This window comes from Paraurantiacibacter namhicola, from assembly GCF_001687545.1.
GTDB lineage: Bacteria > Pseudomonadota > Alphaproteobacteria > Sphingomonadales > Sphingomonadaceae > Paraurantiacibacter > Paraurantiacibacter namhicola.
Window position 1 is genome coordinate 469,893 of sequence record NZ_CP016545.1, and the last position, 14,885, is coordinate 484,777.

At 65.4% G+C, this 14,885-nt stretch carries 15 protein-coding genes; 11 read left to right on the forward strand and 4 right to left on the reverse strand.

The genetic code is table 11. The features are described 5' to 3' along the window. Positions 1-63 precede the first annotated feature (63 nt). Genes sufC through A6F65_RS02355 form a run of 6 tightly spaced genes read left to right on the forward strand, consistent with a single transcriptional unit; the run spans position 64 to position 4,249 of the window. Entirely contained in the window at positions 64-816 is a 753-nt protein-coding gene (gene sufC, locus A6F65_RS02330) for a Fe-S cluster assembly ATPase SufC (protein ID WP_067785527.1), read from the forward strand. Further along, positions 813-1,586, forward strand: coding sequence for a SufD family Fe-S cluster assembly protein (locus A6F65_RS02335; protein WP_067785530.1), 774 nt, complete (start codon positions 813-815; stop codon positions 1,584-1,586). Before sufC ends, A6F65_RS02335 begins: the two co-directional genes overlap by 4 nt. 17 nt (positions 1,587-1,603) lie before the next feature. Then, a complete protein-coding gene (locus A6F65_RS02340) occupies positions 1,604-2,875 on the forward strand; it encodes a cysteine desulfurase (RefSeq protein ID WP_157093021.1) in 1,272 nt (423 codons plus the stop codon). A gap of 11 nt (positions 2,876-2,886) precedes the next feature. After that, the gene (locus tag A6F65_RS02345) at positions 2,887-3,390 is read left to right on the forward strand and encodes an SUF system Fe-S cluster assembly protein (protein ID WP_067785534.1); all 504 of its coding nucleotides are present in this window, start codon (positions 2,887-2,889) and stop codon (positions 3,388-3,390) included. Further along, the gene (locus A6F65_RS02350; protein WP_237164858.1) at positions 3,387-3,887 is read left to right on the forward strand and encodes a GNAT family N-acetyltransferase; all 501 of its coding nucleotides are present in this window, start codon (positions 3,387-3,389) and stop codon (positions 3,885-3,887) included. The genes A6F65_RS02345 and A6F65_RS02350 overlap by 4 nt, the downstream gene beginning before the upstream one ends. Continuing rightward, the gene (locus A6F65_RS02355) at positions 3,884-4,249 is read left to right on the forward strand and encodes a HesB/IscA family protein (RefSeq protein ID WP_067785540.1); all 366 of its coding nucleotides are present in this window, start codon (positions 3,884-3,886) and stop codon (positions 4,247-4,249) included. The genes A6F65_RS02350 and A6F65_RS02355 overlap by 4 nt, the downstream gene beginning before the upstream one ends. Before the next feature lie 13 nt (positions 4,250-4,262). Here A6F65_RS02355 and A6F65_RS02360 read toward each other — a convergent pair whose 3' ends face one another. Further along, the gene (locus A6F65_RS02360) at positions 4,263-4,694 is read right to left on the reverse strand and encodes a hypothetical protein (protein ID WP_067785543.1); all 432 of its coding nucleotides are present in this window, start codon (positions 4,692-4,694) and stop codon (positions 4,263-4,265) included. Beyond that, positions 4,684-5,406 (reverse strand): EI24 domain-containing protein, encoded by a 723-nt coding sequence (locus A6F65_RS02365; protein ID WP_083989158.1) that lies wholly within the window; start codon positions 5,404-5,406, stop codon positions 4,684-4,686. The genes A6F65_RS02360 and A6F65_RS02365 overlap by 11 nt, the downstream gene beginning before the upstream one ends. A gap of 95 nt (positions 5,407-5,501) precedes the next feature. On the opposite strand from A6F65_RS02365, the gene A6F65_RS02370 reads away from it, so the two are divergent. Then, the gene (locus A6F65_RS02370; RefSeq protein ID WP_067785546.1) at positions 5,502-6,494 is read left to right on the forward strand and encodes an adenosine kinase; all 993 of its coding nucleotides are present in this window, start codon (positions 5,502-5,504) and stop codon (positions 6,492-6,494) included. A gap of 212 nt (positions 6,495-6,706) precedes the next feature. On the opposite strand, the gene A6F65_RS12650 is transcribed toward A6F65_RS02370, so the two are convergent. Beyond that, complete coding sequence (locus A6F65_RS12650; RefSeq protein WP_083989159.1) at positions 6,707-7,255, reverse strand: phytanoyl-CoA dioxygenase family protein; 549 nt, start codon at positions 7,253-7,255, stop codon at positions 6,707-6,709. Between the two features lie 128 nt (positions 7,256-7,383). Further along, a complete protein-coding gene (gene purD / locus A6F65_RS02375) occupies positions 7,384-8,670 on the reverse strand; it encodes a phosphoribosylamine--glycine ligase (RefSeq protein WP_067785549.1) in 1,287 nt (428 codons plus the stop codon). On the opposite strand from purD, the gene xseA reads away from it, so the two are divergent. The 4 genes from xseA (at position 8,669) to A6F65_RS02395 (ending at position 14,827) form a co-directional block, all read left to right on the forward strand. Beyond that, positions 8,669-10,123 carry an exodeoxyribonuclease VII large subunit gene (xseA, locus tag A6F65_RS02380; protein ID WP_067785552.1) on the forward strand — a complete coding sequence of 485 codons (1,455 nt, stop codon included), beginning with the start codon at positions 8,669-8,671 and terminating at the stop codon, positions 10,121-10,123. The two genes, purD and xseA, sit on opposite strands and share 2 nt — an antisense overlap. A 69-nt stretch (positions 10,124-10,192) precedes the next feature. Further along, positions 10,193-10,399: a DUF2093 domain-containing protein gene (locus tag A6F65_RS02385; protein WP_067785554.1), complete on the forward strand. Its 207-nt coding sequence runs from the start codon at positions 10,193-10,195 to the stop codon at positions 10,397-10,399. Beyond that, positions 10,399-11,328 (forward strand): M23 family metallopeptidase, encoded by a 930-nt coding sequence (locus A6F65_RS02390; protein WP_067785557.1) that lies wholly within the window; start codon positions 10,399-10,401, stop codon positions 11,326-11,328. The genes A6F65_RS02385 and A6F65_RS02390 overlap by 1 nt, the downstream gene beginning before the upstream one ends. A 358-nt stretch (positions 11,329-11,686) precedes the next feature. Beyond that, positions 11,687-14,827 (forward strand): TonB-dependent receptor, encoded by a 3,141-nt coding sequence (locus A6F65_RS02395; protein WP_067785560.1) that lies wholly within the window; start codon positions 11,687-11,689, stop codon positions 14,825-14,827. The last annotated feature ends 58 nt before the right edge of the window (positions 14,828-14,885 follow it).

Below are 14,885 nucleotides of genomic sequence, written 5' to 3' on the forward strand. Positions count from 1 at the left end.
AAGATGGATTGCCATGTCGCCTTCGGCTCCTCGCAATGACGAAATTTGAATGAGACTGATCGAATGCTGAAAATCGAAAACCTCCACGCCGAGATTGACGGTAAGGAAATCCTCAAGGGCCTGACGCTGGAAATCCCGGCGGGCGAGATCCATGCGATCATGGGGCCGAACGGCGCGGGCAAGTCCACGCTGGCCTATGTGCTGGGCGGGCGCCCGGGCTATGAAGTCACGGGCGGCACCGTCACGTACAATGGCGAGGACTTGCTGGAGCTGGAGCCGCATGAGCGCGCCGCAGCAGGCATGTTCCTGGGCTTCCAGTACCCGGTAGAGATTCCCGGCGTCTCCAACGTGCAGTTCCTGCGCGAGGCGCTGAATGCCCAGCGCGCGCACCGCGGCGAAGAGAAGTTGTCGGGCGGCGAGTTCCTGAAGCTGGCCAAGGAAAAGGCCGCGCTGCTCGGCCTCGACATGGAAATGCTGAAGCGCAACGTGAATGTCGGCTTCTCCGGCGGCGAGAAGAAACGCGCCGAGATGGTACAGATGGGCATTCTCGATCCCAAATTCGCCGTGCTGGACGAGACGGACAGCGGCCTCGACATCGACGCGCTGCGCGTGGTGGGCGAGGGCATCAATTCCATCATGCGCGCCAGCGGCAAGGCCGTGCTGCTGATCACCCATTACCAGCGCCTGCTGGACGTGGTGCAGCCGGACAAGGTCTCCATCCTGGCCGATGGCCGGATCGTGAAGACCGGAGGGCCGGACATCGCCCTGCGCCTTGAAAGCGAAGGCTATGACGCGGTCATGGCGGAGCCTGCATGACCCAGAGCATCCTCCTCCCCACGCGTAAGGACGAGGCCTGGCGCTATTCCGATACGGACGCGCTTGAGGGCATGGACCTTGGCCGCTTCGACCAGTGGCGCGATATCGAGGTGCCGGCGGGCGAGACCTATCGCGAGCTGCTGGTGATCGAGGACGAGGGCGGCGTGTCGGACGATACGCTGCTCACGCGGCTGCGCGTGACGATCGGGAAAGGCGCGCGGTGCGAGCTGTTCGCGGTGATCGCCAGCGGCCACCTTGGCCGGGTCGAGACCGTGGTGATGCTGGAGGATGGCGCGCATTTCGAATTTGGCGGCGTGACTGTGGGCGGGCGCGACACGGTGCGCGAATTCGTCACCCGCGTGGCGCATGAGGAGCCGAATGCCACCAGCAACCAGGTGATCCGCAGCGTTCACTGGGGGCAGGGCACGGGCAATTTCCTCGGCCGGATCGACGTGGTGCGCGATGCCCAGAAGACCGATGCAGCGCAGGACTTCAAGGGCCTGCTGCTGGAGAAGGGCGCGAGCGTGAATGCCGTGCCGCAGCTGGAAATCTTTGCCGACGATGTGCAGTGCGCGCATGGCGCGACCGTGGGCCAGCTGGACGAAAGCGCACGTTATTACATGGCGACGCGCGGCCTCTCTCCCGAACAGTCCCGCCGCCTGCTGGTACAGGCTTTCATCGGCGATGCCTTCGTGGCGCTGGACGATGACGAGGAAGCGCGCGAGCGGCTGATGCGCGTGGCGCTCGACAAGCTGGACCGGCACCTGTGATGGGTAGTCCCGCTTCCATGAGTTCCCGCGAAGGCGGGAACCTCCTTCGGCCTGGCACGGGCCTGAAAGAGACCCCAGCCTCCGCTGGGGATCAGGTGCGCGCCGATTTCCCCGGCCTGCTGACGGCAGACGGCCAGCCGTGGCACTATCTCGACACTGCCGCCACCGCGCAGAAGCCAAGGCAAGTGATCGATGCGATGAGCCGCGCGCTGGGCGAAGATTACGCCACGGTCCACCGCGGGGTCTATTCCCGCTCCGCCAACATGACGCTGGGCTTCGAGGCTGCGCGCAAGCGTGTCGCCAAGTTCATCGGCGCGGAGAGTGAGGACGAGATCGTCTTCGTGCGCGGCGCGACGGAGGGCATCAACCTTGTGGCGCAAAGTTGGGGCCAGGCGAATGTCGGCGAGGGCGACCGTATCATGCTCAGCCAGCTGGAGCATCACTCCAACATCGTGCCCTGGCAGATGCTGGCAGAGGGTGTCGGCGCCGAGATCGACGTCTGCCCGCTGACCGAGGACGGCCTGATCGACCTCGACTGGCTGGAAGCGAATTTGACCAAGCGGCACAAGATGGTCGCGCTGGCCCATGTCTCCAACGTGCTCGGCTCGATCCTTGGCGCGAAGAGGGCGGCGAGGGCCGCGCATGCCGTTGGCGCAAAGCTGCTGCTGGACGGCTGCCAGAGCGCACCGCGCATGCGGCTCGACATGGCCGAGCTGGGCTGCGACTTCTTCGTGTTCTCCGGCCACAAGCTCTACGGCCCGACCGGCATCGGCGTGCTGTGGGCGCGGGGCGAGATCCTGGACGAAATGCCCCCATGGCAGGGCGGCGGCGCCATGATCGACACGGTGGATTTCGGCGGCACGACCTATGCGCCCGCCCCTCAGCGCTTCGAGGCCGGGACGCCGATGATCACGGAGGCGATCGCACTCCATGCTGCCGTGGATTACACCGAGGCCTTTGGCATGGAGAACCTGTTCGCGCATGAGGCACGGCTGGTGCGCAAGGCGCGCGAAGCTTTGAGCCACTTCAATTCCATCCGCCTGCTGGGCCCCGAAAAATCTGCCGGAATTCTCTCCTTCGCAATGGAGGGGGTGCATCCGCATGATCTCGGCACCATATTGGATGAAGAGAATGTCGCGATCCGCGCCGGTCATCACTGCGCCCAGCCGCTGATGGAGCACCTGGGCGTTCCCGCCACGGCGCGGGCCAGTTTCGGGCTGTACAGCGACGAAAGCGATGTCGAGGCGCTGGTGCGCGGCATCGAGAGAACACAAAAGATATTCGCCTGAGGAATTCGATTATGAGCGAGGAAAGCTCGACCAAGGATTACATCGCCGCGCCGCCGCCCAATGAGCAGGTTGCCGAGGTGGCGAAGCCTGCGCGTGCCAGGGTCGACGATGCGGTGGAGGAATCTGCGCCGCAGAAGCTGGAGCGCAAGAAGGATTACCTCGAAGGGTTCCTCCAGAAGAAGCCGGAAACGGTCTCGTCCGGCGAACCGGGCGGAGAGCTTTATGAGGCTGTCGTGGCCGCGCTGAAGGAGATCTACGACCCGGAAATCCCGGTGAATATCTACGATCTCGGCCTGATCTACGCGGTCGATGTCACGCAGGATGCAGACGTGAAGGTCACCATGACGCTGACCACGCCCAATTGCCCTGTGGCGGAATCCATGCCTGCCGAGGTCGAGCTGCGCGCAGGCGCCGTGCCGGGCGTCCGCGATTCCGAAGTCATCCTGACCTTCGATCCGCCATGGGACCCGGCCAAGATGAGCGACGAAGCCCGCCTCGAACTGGGCATGTTGTGAGCACGGCCGCGCCCGAGGTGACCGTCGCGCTTGCCGATTACGGCGATCCTGCCGATGCGGCGGCGATCGTCACCCTGCTGGACGCATATGCCTGCGATGCCATGGGCGGCGGAGAGCCTTTGCCGGAAGATGTCCGCGCCCGGCTCGTGCCATCGCTGGCACAGGTGCCCGGGGCGTTTTCCCTGATCGCGCGGCTCGGCGATTCGGCCGTCGGGCTTGCCAATTGCTTCACCGGCTTTTCCACCTTCAACGCGGCCCCGCTGGTGAACATCCATGACATGGCCGTGCTGCCGGGACACCGCGGCAAGGGCATCGGCCGCGCCCTGATGGAGGCCGTCGATGCCGAGGCCTTGAAGCGCGGCGCGTGCAAGGTCACATTGGAAGTGCTGAGCGGCAACGATACGGCAAAGACCCTCTACCAGCGCTGCGGCTATGGCGATTACGCGCTGGACGCTGGCACCGGCACCGCCATGTTCTGGCAAAAGGCACTGACATGACCGACACCGCGACAAGCACCCGCCCCGCCCCCAAAGCCGCCGTCAACCTGACGCCGCGCGCCGAGCAACGCATTGCGGACCTGATGGCCAAGGCGCCTGCCGACGCCATCGGCGTGAAGCTTTCCACCCCGCGCCGGGGCTGTTCGGGCCTTGCCTATTCGGTCGATTACGTGACCGAGGAAGTGGCTTTCGACGAGAAGATCGCGACGCCGGGCGGCACGTTCTACATCGACGGGGCGAGCGTGCTTTACCTGATCGGCAGCACGATGGACTGGGTGGAGGACGACTTCTCCGCCGGTTTCGTATTCGAGAACCCCAACGCCAAGGGCGCCTGCGGCTGCGGCGAAAGCTTCATGGTGTGACGCGGCTGGCGGCCTAGCGCTGCCGCAACGCTTCCACGCAAGCCGCGCGGTCCACATCCAGCCCATCGGAATAGCGCCGCGCATCGACATAGGTCGCGACCGGCTCTGCCCCCGGGCTCATGGGATAGAGATAGACGTCGAGCACGCAGGCCTCGCCGCTGAACTGCAGCTTGCGGGCATCGCCTTCCACCACATCCAGCCGCGGCGTGCCGAACAGACCGACCAGCGCGGCGCGGTCGCGCTCGATCACGTCTTCCAGCCCGCGCATGCGCAGGACCTGCGGCTGCAGGAACCCGGCGGGGGCTGCCGGCGTCACCGACTGCTGCGGCGGCGGGCGCGAGGCTTCCGGGCGAGGCGGCACGGGGCGGGCCTGCTGCGGGGCATCGGGCACGCTGGCGCAGGCTGCGGCCAGCGGAGTCAGGAGAAGGGCGATCTTAGCGCGCATTTGCGGTTGCATCCTTGCGATGGATCAGATGGGTCGCACTCGCCGCGCCCAGCAGCGGGGCGAGGAAATTGACGCCCGGTATGGCGAGCATGGCGGCGGTGATCCCGCCCAGCAGGAAGCGTTGCATCTTGCCCAGCGGATGTGCGCCACCACCCGCTGCGACACCCATCGCGCCGTGATGCCGCTGCCAGACCATGTCCTGCAGCTCACGCCCGATCAGCACGCCGTTCACCACCAGGAACAGGGCGAAGGTCCCCACCCCGGTCACCAGCAGGGCGATGGCAAAGGGCAGGGCGATGAGGTTGGCCAGCAGCGCGCGCCCGGCGGCCTTCAGGCTGGCGCGGACCTGCTCTGCCAGGGGCGGCGTGCGGGCACGACCGGCAGCCTCGGGATAGAAGCGCGCTTCCACCGCCTCCACCACGTCGTCGGCATAGAACTGGATCACGGCCATCGCCACGATGCGCCATGTCAGCCACAGGCCTGCCAGGGCGAGCAGCAGGGAAAGCGCCTCGCGCACCACGCCTGCGCCCGCAAACAGCGTGTCGGACAGGCCCAGCGCGCCGATCGCCCAGTCGAAGGCATACCAGCCCGCCACGGCCACGATCACGAACAGCACCAGGCTGGCGGCGATGCTCTTGAACAGGATCGCCAGCACGCGGGAATCGCCCAATTGGCGCAGGCCAAGGAGGAATGCGGAGAGGATCTGGGACATAGGCCCTTGCGATTGCGCGGCGATGCGGCCAAGTCAACGCCGCTTTGCCGCCTGCCAGACAAGCGGCCCTCCCAACCGGATAGACAGGACGACCAATGACCCAGCCCCGTTACGATGTGATCGCCATCGGAAATGCCATCGTGGACGTGATGGCCCCGTGCGAGGATGGCCTGATCGACGAGCTGGGCCTCAACAAGGGCGGCATGACGCTGGTGGACGAGGACGGCGCGAAGACGCTGTACGATGCCATGGGCCCGGCGCGCGAGATTTCCGGCGGCAGCGCGGCCAACACGCTGGCGGGCCTGTCCGCCATGGGCAGCCAGTGCGCCTTCATCGGCCAGGTCGCGGACGACCAGCTGGGCGAGGTCTTCGCGCATGACATCCGCGCCGTGGGCATCGATTTCGACACGCCCGCCCGCACCGGCTCCCCCGCCACGGCGCGCTGCCTGATCTTCGTGACCCCCGATGCGGAGCGCACGATGAACACCTTCCTCGGCGCAAGCCAGTTCCTCCCCGCCGAGCGACTGGACGAGGAAGCCATCGGCGGCGCCAAGATCCTCTATCTCGAGGGCTATCTGTGGGATCCGGAAGAGCCGCGCGCTGCCATGCGCCGCGCCATCGAGGCGGCCCGCAAGGCCGGGCGCAAGGTCGCCTTCACCCTGTCCGAGGTCTTCGTGATCGACCGCCACGGCGACGATTTCCGCGCCCTGATCGAAGATGGCCTGATCGACATCCTCTTCGCCAACCACACCGAACTTGCCGCGCTGACGGGTGAGGACGATTTCGAAGCCGGCATCGCCGCGCTGAAGGACAAAGTGCCCACGCTGGTCGTGACGCGCGGCCCCGAAGGCGCGGTTGCGCTGGCGGGCAGCGAACGCGCCGAGGTTTCCGCCGAGCCGGTCGAACATGTCGTCGACACCACCGGCGCAGGCGACCTCTTCGCCGCCGGCTTCCTCCACGGCCACGTCCAGGAAAAGCCGCTGGAAACCTGCCTGCGCTACGGCGCCATCGCCGCGGCGGAAGTCATCTCGCACTACGGCGCGCGGCCGGAGGCGGACCTCGCAAAGCTGATCGCTGAGAAGGGCTGAGTATTCGGGCGCGGGCTGGGCGCGGCCTAATGGTGAAAGGCCTGCGACAGACTTTGGTGCTTCATGGGCGGTGACGCTGGTCCGATCTATGGTTTGACCGGCCCGACTGGCTTCACGCAACCGCTGTAGTGCAGCGACGAGCCGCCTCGCCGTTGCCTTGGTCGAGACCCGTGCACCGGTGCTCTTTCAAGAAGCCGTCTCAACCTGCAGCCTCAAGCTAGGCCCAGCCATTTCAGGCCGCCGGGCAGTTTGTCAGCTGAGAAATCGACTTGAAGTACGCGTCTTCGGTCCGGCCTAGAGGCGCGTTTTGAGCTGTGCAGTATTGAAGTCGCATAGAGCCAGACGTCGCCTCGGCTTGCGACACATTCGATCGCGGGGCACGCCTCAGCCACTACGTTGGCGTGCCCGCTTGCGATCTTTCCAAGTCGATGGGATCCGCAAGCAACGACTAAAGGTGCGTTGGCCTTAGGCGTATCATCGAAATGGATGCGCAGTGTCAGCATGCGTTCAATGATTTCAAACGGGGGTTCGACATGCAGGACGCCCGCTTTCCGCGACCATGGCCCAAACCCTTCCACCGGACGCTGTTCCTCCACGTTGATGGTTCTGTCCTGATGCCAACCTAAAGCCCAATTCGTATTAGCCGACTTGTCGAACAGCACGGCACGCACGGGGCGAAAATCCTTCGCGCCAAAAGCCAAAAGCCGGTTCGAAATTGGCTTGAGCCAACCCGCTATGTCGGAATGACTAGTCAGACGCATACCTGGTCGCCTGCCTTGACTGAGCAGTGAGGGAACCGGGAAGCGCTCCACTTCTGCCGAAGCAAACAGTGGAAAGTGCTCGCAGCCATCCTCAGCCAGGCTCGGGCCGTCTGGCGCAGAGCGTGCGCTCACCCCCGATCCCGTTCCGCCTCGCGCCGGATTTCATTATGGCCGATGTCGCGCCGCACGAAGCCGGTGGGGAAGTCGATGGCGTCCACTGCTTCGTAGGCCGTCGCCTGCGCCTCGGTCACATTCGCGCCCGTCGCCGTGACGTTCAGCACGCGGCCGCCGTTTGCCACCAGTGCGCCGTCCTTCATCGCGGTGCCGGCGTGGAAGACCTTGGCGTCCTTCGCCTCCGCATCGCGCAGGTCGATCGCGCCGCCTTTTTCCGGCGTGCCGGGGTAGCCATTGGCGGCCATCACTACGGTCAGGGCGGTCTCGCCCGAGAATTCCGGCGCGGGCAGGTCGGCCAGACGTCCCTCGGCGCAGGCCAGCATGGCCTCCACCAGGTCTCCGGCAAAGCGCATCATCAGCACCTGGCATTCCGGATCGCCGAAGCGGCAATTGTATTCCACCAGCTTCGGGCCGTCCTCCGTCAGCATCAGCCCGGCATAGAGCACGCCGGAATAGGGCGTGCCTTCTGCGGCCAGCTTCGCCACCGTCGGGCGCACGATCTCCGCCATGGCGCGCTCTTCAAGATCGGCGGTGAGGACGGGCGCGGGGGAGTACGCGCCCATGCCGCCAGTATTGGGCCCGGTGTCGCCTTCGCCCACACGCTTGTGATCCTGCGCGGTGCCGAAGGGGACCACGCTGGTGCCGTCGGTAATGGCGAAGAGGCTCGCCTCCTCCCCGCGCATGAACTCCTCGACCACCACTTCCGCGCCCGCACTGCCGAACTGGCCGCCGAACATGCCGGCCAGCGCCGCTTCGGCCTCCGCGCGCGTTTCGGGGATGACCACGCCCTTGCCCGCAGCAAGGCCATCGGCCTTCAGCACGTAAGGCGGCTCGAATCGGTCCAACGCTCCCATGGCCTGCTCCAGCGAGGCCGCGTGGACATAGCCAGCCGTGGGGATGCCCGCCCGGTCGCAAAGCGCCTTGGTGAAGCTCTTGCTGCCTTCCAGCTGCGCCGCCGCGCGCCCGGGTCCGAAGACCGGCACGCCCTCGGCGCGTAAGGAATCTGCGAGCCCGTCCACCAGCGGCGCCTCCGGGCCGATCACCACCATGCCGATCGAATGCTCCGCACAGAACGCGCCCACTGCGGCGTGATCGGCGGCGTCCAGCGCCACCAGCTCCGCTTCTTCCGCAATGCCAGGATTGCCGGGCGCGGCGTAGAGTGTATCGCAGCGCGGGGATTGCGCGAGCTTCCACGCCAGCGCATGTTCGCGCCCGCCCGAGCCCAGCAGAAGGATATTCATGGCCGCTCCAGAAACTTCGGATGAAAATGCGTCAGGACTGGTAGCGAAGGGCCGCGCGGGCGACAATTCCGCGCCTTTCTCCATCACCGAGATTTCCTCGCTGCTGAAGCGCACCGTCGAGGACCGTTTCGGCCATGTGAAGCTGCGCGGCGAGCTTTCGGGCGTGAAGCGGGCGGCCAGCGGGCACATGTACTGCGCGCTGAAGGACGAAAAAGCCGTGATCGACGGCGTGATGTGGAAGGGCAATGCGCAGCGCCTTTCCTTCCGCCCCGAAGACGGGATCGAGGTGGTCGCCTCCGGCAAGCTGACGACTTATCCCGGCCGCTCCAAATACCAGATCGTGATCGACAGTATGGAGATTGCGGGCGAGGGCGCGTTGCTCGCGCTGCTGGAAAAGACCAAGGCGAAACTGCAGGCCGAGGGGCTGTTCGACGCGGATCGCAAGCGCGCGCTGCCCTTCATCCCGCGCCGCATCGGCGTGGTCACCAGCCCCACGGGCGCGGTAATCCGCGATATCCTCCACCGCCTGGCCGACCGGTTTCCGAGCGAAGTGCTCGTCTGGCCCGTCATGGTGCAGGGGCAGGGCAGCGCCGAGCAGGTGGCGGCCGCCGTGCGCGGCTTCGGCGCGATGGAGGTGGATGCCCGGCCGGACCTGCTGATTGTGGCGCGCGGCGGCGGCTCGATCGAGGATTTGTGGAGCTTTAACGAGGAGGTGGTGGTGCGTGCTATCGCCGACTCGCCGGTCCCCGTGATCAGCGCGGTGGGGCACGAGACCGATACGACGCTGGCCGATTATGCTGCGGACCGCCGCGCGCCCACGCCCACGGCGGCGGCGGAGATGGCGGTGCCGGTGCGCGGGGAGCTTGTCGCCACCCTGGCGGACTTCGCCGCGCGGCAGAAACGCGCCATCCTGCGCCCCGTGCAGCTGGGCCGCGAGCGGCTGGCCGCCCGGGCCGAGCGCCTGCCCCGGCCCGATGCCCTTCTCCAGCCCCAGCAGCAGGCGCTGGACGATGCCGCCGAACGCCTTCGCCGCGGCCTGGCGGACCGGGCCTCGAAGGGGCGCGAGCGGCTGCAGGCGGCGCGCCTCTCGCCCGCAATCCTGCAGCGCGCCCTTCGCGACGGGGCCGGCCGGCTGGCGCAGGCTCGGCTCTCGCCCGCCTTGCTGACCCGCAAGTTTGAGGATGCGACGTCGCGCCTCGATGCCATGGAGCGCGTGCGCCGCCAGCTTGACCCCAAGGCGCCGCTCGCACGCGGCTATGCCCTTGTCAGCGCGCCGGACCTGCCAGTCATCGCCAGCCGCGACCTGGCGGGCAAGCAGCCGGTCCTGACGCTGGAATTCGCCGATGGCAGGCTGCAGGTCGCCCCCGGCGACGCGCCGCCGCTGAAGGCCCGTCCCAGGCCCCGCAAACCCAGCACCGGCGAGGCAGCAAAGCGGCAGGGCGACCTGTTCTGATGCTGCTTCGGACAGGCCGGGCCACCCACGCCCTTGCCGCCACTCGCCCCCGCGCCTAAATTGCCGCGCATGCTGATGAATTCCGGAAACAAGCCCGCCACGCTCCTTTACGGCCCGAACGGCTTTCGCGTCGTCAAACCCGGCGACCATGTCGTTTGCGCGGTGAGCGGACTGGCTGTCCCGCTGGAAGAGCTGCGATATTGGTGCGTGGAGCGGCAGGAGGCCTATGCCGGGCCCTCGCAGGCCGCCGAACGGCTCGCGCCGGGCGCGGCCTGATGCGCATCGCCCTCGTCGCAGGTATCGCCGCCGTATCGCTCTCTGCCTGCATCCCCGGCGCGCAGGAGCCGGATAGCACGCCCTCGCCATCGCCAAGCCCCACCATCGTGGCGCAGGCGCTGCCGACACCCGCGCCGACCCCGACCCCGACACCTACGCCCGTCGGCCCCACCACCTTCCTCTTCAGCGGTGAGCTGACGCAGGGCGGCTGGATCCGCGGTCAGGCCCCGGCGGGCACTGTCTCGGCGCGGCTGGGCGAGCAGGCGCTGGTGCTGGACGAGGCCGGCATGTTCTTCGCCGCATTCGACCGCGATGCCGCCAGCCAGACCAGCCTCGTCGCCACCCTGGCGGACGGGCGCACGATCAGCAGTCCGGTGGCAGTCTCCCCGCGCGAGTGGAATATAGAGCGCGTGAATGTCGCGCGCCGCTCCGGCGGGCCCAGCGCGAGCTTCATGGAGCGTCGCCGGCCCGAGCTGGCGCAGATCAACGCCGCACGCCGCGTCAACGCGGACAGCGATGGCTGGCAACAGGATTTCATCTGGCCCGTGAAGGGGCGCATCTCCGGGCGATTCGGATCGCAGCGCATTTATCGGGGGGAGCCGGGCAGCTATCACTCGGGCATCGACATTGCGACGGGTGAGAGCGGCACGCCCTTCGTCGCCCCGGCCGACGGGGTTGTCGTCCTGGCAACGCAGACCCCCTTCAGCCTGGAGGGATACCTTCTGATCATCGATCACGGGCAGGGCCTCAACAGCGCCTTCCTGCATTGCTCGCGAATCGCGGTGCAGACCGGCGATGTTGTTCGGCAGGGCCAGTATGTCGGCAACATAGGCTCGACCGGCCGGGCAACGGGCCCGCACCTCCACTGGGGCCTGAAATGGCGCGATGCGCGGCTCGACCCGCTGCTGTTCACTGGACCGATGGACTGAAGCTTCGCCCGGCGATTCAGGCGGTTAAGAAACGCTGGTGCTGGAATGCAACGCATGACCGCCAGATCGCGCAACAATATTGCGTACAGGCGTCCTTTCCCAGTGAGGCCGCGGCTTTCGCAAGGCGCGCGCGGTAGTGTGGCAAATTGGTGACAACGCCCGCCCAATCTTAACGCAAGCTGCAAGTGCCCCTTGTGGTGGACCCCGCTTTGCCGCCATTCGGGCGCATCATTTTCCGGACGGGAGTCGTGCGTCCGTGGTGTGGCAACTCGTGTCGCATCGCACGCAGGAAGAAGTCAGGAAATGTCAGGAACCGTCGCATAATCCGCGACGGCCTTCGGGAAAAAGGGACTGGAACGTGAAATCTTTCCTCAAGAAATCTGCTCTTAAGAGCGCCAGCTGCCTGCAGGCACTGTCCATCGTCGGTGTCGGCGCGGGCATGGTTGCAGTGGCTGCTCCTGCGGCAGCGCAGGACTACACCCGCGGTGTGCTTCAGGGCACCGTGGTCGACGAAGCTGGCAACCCGGTTGCCGGTGCAGAAGTCACGGTGACTTCGAACGCACAGGGCTTCAGCAACTCCACCACCACCAGCGCAAACGGCGGTTTCACCGTCAACGCTCTGCCGACCGGCAACTACACCGTTGTCGTTTCGCAGAACGGCACGCCGCTGGTTGAAGACCGCGGCGCACGCGTCGTTGCTGGTCAGACCAACAACTACCGCTACATCGCCACCGGCGAAGCGGTTGCTGTTGCTGACGGCGGCAACGAAATCGTCGTTCTCGGCATTCGTACGCAGACCGTCGACTTCAGCGCCACCCAGACGGGTATCACGCTGGACGTCGAAGACCTGGCAGAGAACATTCCGGTTTCGCGTAACGCGAACGACCTGATCCTTCTCGCTCCGGGTACGACGGCAGGTGACGGCGGCTTCGGCAGCCTGGTCTCCATCGGCGGTGCAACCGTCGCTGAGAACGCCTACTACGTGAACGGCCTGAACATCACGGACTTCCGTAACTTCCTCGGCGGTTCGATCATTCCGTTCGAATTCTACCAGACCCTCGACGTCAAGACCGGCGGCTACCAGGCCGAATACGGTCGCGCGCTGGGCGGTGTGACCTCGGCCACCACCAAGTCGGGTTCCAACGAATTCGAATTCGGTGTTGTCGCCACGTATAACCCCAACTGGGGCCGTTCGACTTCGCCGAACACCTTCCAGGACAACCCGCTGATCGCCGGTGACGACGTTCTGTCGCTCAACGACGATGACTTCAGCGAAAGCTATGACGCTTCGCTGTATGCTTCGGGCCCGATCATCAAGGACCGCCTGTTCTTCTACGCTCTGTACCAGCCGCGCTATTTCAAGTCGGCCGGCACCAGCGCAGGCGTCAGCACCGGCACGGCCCCCAGCGGCCAGCGCCTGACCACGACCAGCGACTCCCCGTTCTTCGGCGGCAAGCTGGACTTCGTGATTGCTGACGGTCACCGTCTGGAAGGTACCTACTTCCGCGACGACCAGACGCAGGAAACCGAATACGCCATCTATGATGCGCGTGGCGGTGCCGGCCTGACGGGCGGCATTCTCGGTAACGTGGTCAACACTTTCGGTGGCGACAACTTCATCGTGACCTACACCGGTTCCTTCACGGACTGGTTCACGCTGTCGCTCTCCTATGGTGAGAACCACGACAAGTCGACGCAGGTCGCTGATCCGAACGTCAGCTCGGCCATCACGCGTCTCGGCACGACCCGCCAGGCATACGGCACCGTCACCGGTGACGTGAACGACCTGAACGACCGTATCTTCTACCGTGCAGATGCCGACGTTTATGTAGATTTCCTGGGTGAGCACCACTTCCGTTTCGGCTTCGATTACGAAGACCTGACGGCGTCGGAAACCACGCGCTACACGGGTTCGGGCTACCGCTACGATTTCCGTAGCCGCTTCGCACTGGCCTATCGTTACTTCAACGAAGGTTCCTTCAACACCGACATGCGGGCGTTCTACATCCAGGACGACTGGTCGCTGTTCGATGGCCGCCTGAACCTGCAGCTGGGTCTGCGTAACGATCGCTTCCGCAACTACACGCAGAATGGCGAGCTTTACTACGACTCCGGTGACCAGTGGGGCCCGCGTATCGGTGCCGCATTCGACGTGTTCGGTGATGGCCGTACGAAGCTGACCGGCTTCTGGGGTCGTTACTTCCTGCCGATCGCGACGAACACGAACATCCGTCTCGCCGGTTCGGAATCCTACTACCTGCTGCTCGACTTCTACGGCTCCGCGCCCGACGTCGACGGTGACGGTATTCCGGATTTCTACACCGTCGGTGCTGATGGCGAAGTCACCAACTTCGGCACCTCGCCCAACAGCTTCCTGTTCGGTAGCGCAACCTGCCCCGCCGGTACGCCGGATGCAGGCCGTGTTTGCCGCGCAGTGTTCGCTGACGGGACGCTTGGCCCGACAGACACGCTGGTCAACGCCAGCCTGCAGCCGAGCTACACCGACGAGTTCATCATCGGTGTCGAGCACAAGATCGACGACTGGACCTTCGGCGTGAACTACATCAACCGTCGTCTCGGTGAGACGCTGGAAGACGTAGCCATCGACGCCGCCGTGATCGCATACTGCGCCGCCAACGGCATCGCAGGCTGCCCCACGGAGTGGACCGGTTTCCACCAGTACGTGCTGACCAACCCCGGCAAGGACATGACCGTCCGTCTGGATGGCGATTGTTCGATCGCTGGCCAGTGTGACGTCGTGACCCTGACGGCAGCCCAGCTGGGTTACCCGGAAGCCATCCGTGACTATGACGCGGTGGAATTCGTGGTCGATAAGTCCTTCGACGGTCTCTACGGCTTCAACTTCAGCTACGTCTGGACCAAGCTCGAAGGTAACTTCGAAGGTGCGGTTAAGTCGGACAACAACCAGTCCGACGCCGGCCTTACGCAGGACTTCGACCAGCCGGGCTTCCTGGATGGTGCCTTCGGCCCGCTGGCCAACGAACGCGAGCACTCGTTCAAGTTCTACGGTCACATCCAGCCGCTGGAATGGCTCGACATCTCGACCAACGTCGTTGTCCAGTCGCCGCGTAAGTTCAGCTGTATCGGTAACTACCAGAACGACTCCTCCGCCTTCGAATATTCGTATGGCGCTGCATCGTTCTACTGCCGTCAGCCGGAATTCGGTGGCGACCCGAGCCAGCCGATCGGCAACGGTCAGGGCTCTGTCCTGGTGCCGCGTAGCTCGGCGTTTGAATCGGACTGGAACAAGCGTGTCGATCTCGGCGTTCGCTTCGACCTGCTGCCGCTTCGCAACATCGGCAACAGCTACTTCCGTGTGGACATCTTCAACGTGTTCAACTGGCAGTCCAAGCTCGACTTCAACGAGTTCGGTGACATCGGCTTCGGCGGTATCAACCCGAACTACAAGAAGGTTCGCGGCTATCAGGCTCCGCGTTCGGTCCGCTTCACGCTGGCCCTGCGTTACGGCGGCGATTGATGCCGGTTGCCCCAAACGGGGCAGCAAACTAGATACGGAAGGGGCGGCCATGCGGTCG